Origin of the sequence: Streptomyces spongiae, from assembly GCF_009377185.1 — a bacterium.
GTDB classification, from domain to species: Bacteria; Actinomycetota; Actinomycetes; order Streptomycetales; family Streptomycetaceae; genus Streptomyces; species Streptomyces spongiae.
The window spans coordinates 1-6,364 of record NZ_VJZC01000571.1 but is presented as its reverse complement, the minus strand read 5'-3'; the positions used below and the strand labels follow the sequence as shown (position 1 = coordinate 6,364).

6 protein-coding genes and 2 tRNA genes are annotated in these 6,364 nt (G+C 69.0%); 5 read left to right on the top strand and 3 right to left on the bottom strand.

The window, feature by feature from the left end; all coding sequences use genetic code 11:
• Nucleotides 1–40 precede the first annotated feature (40 nt).
• Nucleotides 41–502 (top strand): HD domain-containing protein, encoded by a 462-nt coding sequence (locus FNH08_RS41755; protein ID WP_152776731.1) that lies wholly within the window; start codon nucleotides 41–43, stop codon nucleotides 500–502.
• 6 nt (nucleotides 503–508) lie between these two features.
• On the opposite strand, the gene FNH08_RS41750 is transcribed toward FNH08_RS41755, so the two are convergent.
• Nucleotides 509–1,747, bottom strand: a complete 1,239-nt coding sequence (locus FNH08_RS41750) for an acyltransferase family protein (protein ID WP_322726320.1) — start codon at nucleotides 1,745–1,747, stop codon at nucleotides 509–511.
• A 569-nt stretch (nucleotides 1,748–2,316) separates the two neighbouring features.
• Between FNH08_RS41750 and FNH08_RS41745 the strand changes: the two genes are divergently transcribed.
• Nucleotides 2,317–2,511, top strand: coding sequence for a hypothetical protein (locus FNH08_RS41745; RefSeq protein ID WP_322726319.1), 195 nt, complete (start codon nucleotides 2,317–2,319; stop codon nucleotides 2,509–2,511).
• Nucleotides 2,512–2,659: 148 nt separating this feature from the next.
• Here FNH08_RS41745 and FNH08_RS41740 read toward each other — a convergent pair.
• Nucleotides 2,660–2,730, bottom strand: a tRNA-Gly gene (locus FNH08_RS41740).
• Between the two features lie 165 nt (nucleotides 2,731–2,895).
• Here FNH08_RS41740 and FNH08_RS41735 point away from each other — a divergent pair.
• The 3 genes from FNH08_RS41735 to FNH08_RS41725 all read left to right on the top strand — a co-directional run bounded on the left by FNH08_RS41735 (nucleotide 2,896) and on the right by FNH08_RS41725 (nucleotide 6,084).
• Nucleotides 2,896–2,972 (top strand) — tRNA-Pro (locus tag FNH08_RS41735).
• A gap of 213 nt (nucleotides 2,973–3,185) precedes the next feature.
• Nucleotides 3,186–4,586: a trigger factor gene (gene tig, locus FNH08_RS41730; RefSeq protein WP_322726318.1), complete on the top strand. Its 1,401-nt coding sequence runs from the start codon at nucleotides 3,186–3,188 to the stop codon at nucleotides 4,584–4,586.
• An 877-nt stretch (nucleotides 4,587–5,463) separates the two neighbouring features.
• The gene (locus tag FNH08_RS41725; protein ID WP_322726317.1) at nucleotides 5,464–6,084 is read left to right on the top strand and encodes an ATP-dependent Clp protease proteolytic subunit; all 621 of its coding nucleotides are present in this window, start codon (nucleotides 5,464–5,466) and stop codon (nucleotides 6,082–6,084) included.
• Nucleotides 6,085–6,111: 27 nt separating this feature from the next.
• Here the strand turns inward: FNH08_RS41725 and FNH08_RS52650 are convergent.
• A partial coding sequence (locus FNH08_RS52650) for a hypothetical protein (protein WP_228034695.1) occupies nucleotides 6,112–6,364 on the bottom strand: 253 nt, incomplete at its 5' end.

The window sequence follows — 6,364 nt, the reverse complement described above, 5'->3', positions numbered from 1 at the left end:
ACTGCACCCCGCACCCCGCAGACTGGACCCCGTGACCCTCCTGACACTCCTCGAAGTCGAGACCCTCGCCCGTGAGGCGCACGCCGCCCAGAGCGACAAGGCCGGACGGCCCTACGCGGAACACCTGCGGGCCGTGGCCGAGGGTGTGCGCGCCCGTGGCGGTGACGAGGAGCAGATCGCGGCGGCCTGGCTGCACGACGCGGTGGAGGACGACGCGCTGTCGGAGGAGTGGCTGCGCGGGGCCGCGCTGACGGACCGTACGAAGGACGTCGTGCGGGCGCTCACCAAGCGGCCCGGCGAACCCCCTGAGGAGTACGCGGCGCGCATCCTCGCCACCCCGGGCGCCCTGCTGGTCAAGGAGGCCGACCTGGCGCACAACGCCGACCCCGCCCGGCTCGCGGTCCTCGACGAGGCGACCCGCGCCCGGCTGGAGAGGAAGTACGCCCACATGCGAAGCCTCCTCGGCCTGACGGCCGAGGAGGCGAGAGGTGAAGGGAGCTGAGAGCGGTCAGGTCCTGGCGTCGGCCTTGCTGCCCTTGCCGGACTGCTTGGCGCCGCCCTTGCCGGACTGCCCGGCGGCCTTGCCGCGCTCCCGCGCCAACTCCGTCGCGTCCCGCTTGAACGCCCACTCCATCTTCGGCTCCATCGCGAACCGGAACATCCGCTGCACCGGCGGAGTGCACAGCGCCGTGATGACCGCGGCCGCGAACAGCGTGACGAAGATCTCGCCGACCGGCTGGTAGACCCAGTCGTAGGTGTCGTACCAGCCCCAGAAGCGGGACCCCTTGGCGAGGAAGCCGTGCAGCAGGTAGCCGTAGAGCGTGCCCGCGCCGAGCACCGTGAACCACATCTTGCGGCGCGGCACCCAGGCGAAGAAGCAGGCCGTGAGCACCATCGAGCAGCCGAAGAGCGCGAGCGTCATGACGACGCCGGACCACCACGGAGCGCCCAACTCCTGTGCGCTGTCACGGTGGTAGAACCACGCCGAGGTCATACGGGGCGCCGCCCAGTACGCGACCGCCAGGGCCACCGCGAACACCGGCACCGACAGGATCCGCACCTCGCGGCGCCGCATCAGCTGGAAGTGCTCGGGCTTCATGCACAGACCCACGACGAAGAACGGCATGAACTGCAGGGCGCGCTGGAGGTCCAGGTCGTCGCCGATGTCGGGCGAGACCGAGGCGAGGACGGCGATGGCCAGCGCGAGCGGCACGGGCCAGCGCACGACCTTCCACAGCGGGGTCGTCATCCGCCACACGAACAGCGCGATCAGGAACCAGGTGAGGTACCACGGGTCGAGCAGGCTGATCGGATGGCTCGGGGCGTCGTCGGCCCAGCGCTTGAAGAAGGAGTACGCCACCTCGAAGATCACGTACGGGACGGCGACGCCGGTGACCAGGCGCCGGAGCCGGTCGGGGCGCATGTCGAAACTGCGCGAGAAGTAACCGGAGATGACGATGAACGCCGGCATGTGGAACGTGTAGACGACCATGTAGAGCGCCTCGGCGGCGCGGCTGTGGCCGGTGAGGGGCTGCCAGGCGTGACCCATCGCGACGAGCACGATGGCCAGGTACTTGGCGTTGTCGAAGAACGCGTCGCGCTGTTTGACCGGTCTGGCGTCCGCCGCGGTGGCACTCGTGGCCGGCCGCGCCGTGTGGGGGGAACGCGGGCTCGGCACTCCGTCCGTCGGCTGCTGAGCCGGGGGGAGCGGCGCCCTGGGGCCGTGCGGTCGCAGCGAGTTCGTCACAGACCCTCCCACCGGGAAGTCCGGGGGACGGTCCGGGCACTCGCTGCGTGTGCGGGGGATGAGGCAGCGGTGAACATCTGAGGCACCCTAGCGTTGTCTGTGCGATTTAGTAAAACCCTCGACGTGAATCCCGTATTACCGCCTGCGAGTACCCGGATTTGACGAAGGGGCACACGTCGATTGCTATACCGGCAACGTGCCGTTTACTGCCCTTCTGTCCTCATTCTTCCGGACTAAATGGTGCATAACGTTCGCGGGCGACTCTGGTGAAATGTCCGCTTCCTCAGGGGACTTGGTGTGCCTGTGGCAACAATTCGAAATAGCTGCGAACAGGATGTGTGTGCATGGAAACGATCACCTCCGAATTCGACCACGGGTGACTCCTCGAATTGCCGTGCGGTGTGCGGCCGTTGAGGGTGAAGGTGCGCAGGTCCAGCACGACGAACGGTCAACGTTGGCCCACCTGTCGCATACGTGAGCCGGGTTGGTGGCACGATGGTTCCGACGGGGGTGTGCGGGGCCGGCACTCCCGGGCCGGGTGAGCGGACCGACCGAGGGTGTGATGAGTTGTGGCCATTTCGCTGTCAGTGGTGCTGCTGTTGGCGATCATCCTTGTGGTGTTGCTGCGAGGAGGGAACATCAAGGCCGGACCTGCGGTCGTCGCCGTGCTCTTCGGCTTCTTCCTCGCCTCGACCGGCATGGCCGACGACATCCAGCGGTTCCTCAACTCCATAGCCGAGACCCTGAACTCGATCCAGTTCTAGCCCCGCGGTCGGTCGCTCCGGGGAGGGCGCCCCACCGTGCTCGCGGGGGCCGCGGTGGCGCGGGGGCACAGCGGGCTGAACGCCACGCCGGAAAACGATCAGGGCCAGGTGGAGGATCGAACCTCCGACCTGGCCCTGAGCCGATCAGAGCGGGCGACGGGAATCGAACCCGCGTAGCTAGTTTGGAAGACTAGGGCTCTACCATTGAGCTACGCCCGCACACGTCGCGCCGCAGGTCAGGTGACCGCGGCACTGGATGCATCGTAGCGGGTCGGACACCCTCACCGCACACCCCGTTTCCCGGCCGCACCGGCGCGGGACCCTCGCTCGGGAAATGCGGCAGCCGCACTGCCTGCGGGCATGTACCCTACGTGTCGCACCAGACGGGGTGTGGCGCAGCTTGGTAGCGCGTCCGCTTTGGGAGCGGAAGGCCGTGGGTTCAAATCCCGCCACCCCGACCACCAGCCGGAACCCGCCACGGGAAGCCCGGAGCGTCACGCTCTTCTTTTGGGGGCGCGAACCGCCTGCGGTTACTATGCAAGCTGCGCGCCCGTGTGTCTGCATTGTTACGTCTCTCAGGGCCCGCGAATCCGCTGAGGCTCTGCTCCGGTCGTCCGTACCGGTGGCAGCGCACAGGCAGAAACCCAAGAAGTCAGCCACAAGGAGACCGAACCGTGAAGAGCGCCGTGGAGACCCTGAACCCGACTCGGGTTCGGCTCACTGTCGAGGTGCCCTTCGAGGAGCTCAAGGACAGCCTCGACGCGGCGTACAAGAAGATCAACCAGCAGGTCACGGTGAAGGGCTTCCGCAAGGGCAAGATCCCCGCCCGGGTCATCGACCAGCGGTTCGGTCGCGGTGCCGTGCTGGAGGAGGCAGTCAACGACGCGCTTCCGAAGCTCTACACCGAGGCGGTCAACGAGGCCGAGCTGAACGTCCTCGGCCAGCCCGAGGTCGACATCACGGAGCTGAAGGACGGCGAGACGCTGAACTTCACCGCCGAGGTCGACGTCCGCCCCGCCATCGAGATCCCGGACTACTCCGGCATCGAGGTCGAGGTCGACGCCGTCGAGGTCACCGACGAGGACATCGTGAAGTCGGTCGAGCAGCTCCGTGAGCGCTTCGCCTCGACGTCCCCCGTCGAGCGCGCCGCCGCGGACGGCGACGTCGTGACGATCGACCTGGAGGCCAAGGTCGACGGCGAGGTGCTGGAGGACGGCGTCGCCGACGGCGTCTCCTACGCCATCGGCTCCGGCGAGCTGCTCGACGGCATCGACGAGGCCGTGACGGGCCTGGAGGCCGGTGGCGAGACGACCTTCACCTCCGAGCTCAAGGGCGGCTCGGCGGCCGGCAAGGAGGCCGAGGTGACGGTCAAGGTCACCCAGGTCGCCGCCCGGGAGCTGCCGGAGCTGGACGACGAGTTCGCGCAGCTCGCGTCCGAGTTCGACACGCTGGAGGAGCTGCGGGCGGACAGCCGCAAGCGCCTCGAGAACATGAAGCAGTACGACCAGGCCACGCAGGCACAGGAGCGCGTCCTGGAGAAGCTGCTGGAGCTCGTCGAGGTGCCCGTCCCCGAGAAGCTGCTCGAGGACGAGATGAACACCCGCAAGCACAACCTGGAGCACCACCAGCTCGGCCAGATGGGCCTCGACCTCGAGAAGTACCTGGAGCTCCAGGGCAAGACGGCCGAGGAGTTCGACGAGGAGACCCGCGAGGCCGCGGTCAAGGGCATCAAGACCCAGTTCGTCCTCGACGAGCTGGTCTCCAGGGAGAAGCTGAACGTCAACCAGGAGGAGCTCACGGAGCACCTGATGCGCCGTGCCGCCTCCTCCGGTATGTCCCCCGACCAGTTCGCACAGGCGGTCGTCGAGGGCGGCCAGGTTCCGCTCCTCGTCGGCGAGGTCGCCCGCGGCAAGGCCCTGGCCCTGGTCGTCGAGGCCGCCACGGTGAAGGACACCAACGGCGAGGTCGTCGACCTGGACGACGAGGACGAGGAGGAGTCGGAGGGCTCCACCGAGACCGCCGAGACCGCCGAGGCCTCCACCGAGACCCCGGCCGAGGACAAGCCGGACGCCTGACGCCCACGGCACCCGTAACGCACCCCTGACGGGCCCCGAGACCGCGCAAGCGCTTCTCGGGGCCCGTCGGCGTCCGCGCGGCGCCTGGCGCGCTCGCTGGTGGTGTGAGGGGCGCGTACGCGGCTTTCCCGCCGTGGGCGGTTCGCCTCGGGTTCGTACGGGGTCGGGGGCGCGCCGGGAGGTCTCCGTCCTCGGTCCGGCGGTGCTGTAGGTGGGCAGGTCCTCAGCGGCGGACGCCGGCCGCTGCGGGCGGACACCTCCCGGCACACCCCCTGTCGTGCGTACGCGGCTGCGGACCGGCGAGGGCCGAGGACGCGTGTGTCGCCTACGGCACGTACAGGGCCGGCGGTCGTAGGGGGCTGACCGAATGCGGGGCCGGCGGTCGTAGGGGGCTGACGGAACGCGGGACCGGCGGTCGTACGGGACTGGCTGGCGTACGGGACGGGCGGTCGTACGGGGCCAGGGGTGCGTCAGGGTGGCGGCGCATAGGGATGCCGGGCGCGCCCGTGCTCTTAGGGGCGCGGGGAACTGCGCGACCAGCCACAACGCACCCGCACTCGCCCACAACCAGAACCCGGCAGACGAGACCGTCGGCAAGGGGCCCGGGGCGGAGCCCCGTGACGGCGCCCACCGGCAAAGGGCCACTCAAAAGCCAGGGCGAGCCCACAGCAACCGGCCAGCCCAGCGGCAGCGCATGCGCTGACAGCGAACAGTTCCCTCTGCGGGATTCCCCGGAGGGACCCGCGCGTTAGGGTCCATGAATACGAGGGCAGGGGAGCCCCCGGAGCCGCCCCGGCAGGGGCGAGCACGGGATCCCAGGCCCCAGCAGAAGACGTAAGACGGCCCGGCGCCGTCGTAAAGACGAGCAGGTGGATACGTGACGAATCTGATGCCCTCAGCCGCCGGCGAGCCTTCCATCGGTGGTGGCCTCGGCGACCAGGTCTACAACCGGCTGCTCGGCGAGCGGATCATCTTCCTCGGCCAGCCGGTCGACGACGACATCGCGAACAAGATCACCGCACAGTTGCTGCTCCTTGCCGCCGACCCGGACAAGGACATCAACCTGTACATCAACAGCCCCGGCGGCTCGATCACGGCCGGCATGGCGATCTACGACACCATGCAGTTCATCAAGAACGACGTGGTGACCATCGCCATGGGTCTCGCCGCCTCCATGGGCCAGTTCCTGCTCAGCGCGGGCACGCCGGGCAAGCGCTTCGCCCTGCCGAACGCCGAGATCCTGATCCACCAGCCCTCCGCCGGCCTCGCCGGCTCGGCTTCCGACATCAAGATCCACGCGGAGCGGCTGCTGCACACCAAGAAGCGCATGGCCGAGCTCACGGCGCACCACACCGGCCAGGCGGTCGAGCAGATCACCCGCGACTCCGACCGCGACCGCTGGTTCGACGCCTACGAGGCCAAGGACTACGGCCTCATCGACGACGTCATCACGCACGCCGCCAGCTTGCCGGGCGGCGGCGGCACCGGGGCCGTGTAACAGGCGCACGCGGGGCGCGAGCCGGAGTCACCGCACACCGGCGCACGACTCCGGGAAGCCGTACGGACCGTACGGACCGCGCAGGCGGTACGAACCGTACAACGCAGGACCCACGCGACCACGTACGACGACGTGACGACGAGCCGGGATCGGGACGAGGACCAGCAGATCCCGATCACCGGCACGACGTACGACGATGGAAGCGAGGGGACCGCGACCCGGTCTCGACAGCGCACAGCCGACGCGCCAGTACTCCGGCGACCCCGCCCCGCCCCAGGAC